Origin of the sequence: Actinoplanes sp. NPDC048791, from assembly GCF_040650095.1 — a bacterium.
Taxonomy (GTDB): Bacteria; Actinomycetota; Actinomycetes; order Mycobacteriales; family Micromonosporaceae; genus Actinoplanes.
On record NZ_JBEZGQ010001732.1, the window covers coordinates 1 to 1,061 of the forward strand.

2 protein-coding genes are annotated in these 1,061 nt (G+C 76.5%); both read left to right on the forward strand.

Features of this window, described 5'->3' with window-relative positions:
* Positions 1-653, forward strand: a 653-nt coding sequence (locus AB0C29_RS50025) for a HAMP domain-containing sensor histidine kinase (protein WP_360835646.1), incomplete at its 5' end; no start/stop codon positions are given.
* On the forward strand, positions 650-1,061 hold a 412-nt coding region (locus tag AB0C29_RS50030; protein ID WP_360835648.1), incomplete at its 3' end, for a response regulator. The genes AB0C29_RS50025 and AB0C29_RS50030, both read left to right, overlap by 4 nt.

Genomic DNA, 1,061 nt, shown 5'->3' on the forward strand with positions numbered 1-1,061 from the left:
ATGAATTGCGCACCCCGCTCGCCACGATGCGCGCGTCGCTGGACGTCGCGGTGGCCAAGCCCGGGCCGGTGCCGCCGCAGACGGTGGCGCTCGCCGGCCGCCTGCGTACCGAGCTGGACCAGGTCGACGGTCTGCTCGACGGCTTGCTCATCCTGGCCCGCACCCAGCACGGCGCGCTCGCCGACCGCGCCCCGGTCTCGCTGGGCGAGCTGGTCACGGAGGTGATGTCCGCCCGCGCCGCCGACCTCGCGGCCAAGCGGCTCACGGTCGACACCGACGTGCGGCGCGACGCGTGGACCCACGGCAACGCTGTGCTGCTCACCCGGATGACCGGCAACGTCGTCGACAACGCGATCACCCACAACGGGCCGGACGGCTGGATCCGGGTGGTCGCCGCGGCCGAGCACGGCACCGCGCTGCTGGCCGTCGAGACCGGCGGCCCACCGCTCGACCCGGACCAGGTAGCCCGGCTCGCCCGGCCGTTCCAGCGGCTCGGCGTGGAGCGGACCGCCGGGACCGGCACCGGGCTGGGACTGTCCAGCGTGGCGGCCGTCGCGGCGGCGCACGGCGGCACGCTGGCCTTGCGGGCCCGGCCCGAGGGTGGCCTGCACGTGGCGATCCGGCTGCCGCTGCTGCCCGAGGGGGCCGCGTGAGGGTGCTGGTGGTCGAGGACGCGCGGGCGCTGGCCGAGGTGGTCGCCGAGGGCCTGCGGGACCAGGGGATGGCCGTCGATGTCGCGCTGGACGGCCTGACCGCCGCCGAGAAGCTGGAGCTGGCGCCGTACGAGGTGGTGGTCCTCGACCGTGACCTGCCCGGCCTGCACGGCGACACGCTCTGCCAGATGATCACCGAGCGGGACGAACGGCCGATGGTCCTGATGCTGACGGCGGCCGGCGCGCCCGGCGACCGGGTCAGCGGCCTGACCCTGGGCGCCGACGACTACCTGGCCAAGCCGTTCCACTTCCCCGAGCTGGTGCTGCGGGTCCGCGCGCTGGCCCGGCGCCGCCCGTCGGCCCGGCCGCGCACGCGGCACGCCGCCGGGCTGGAGCTGGACCCGGCCC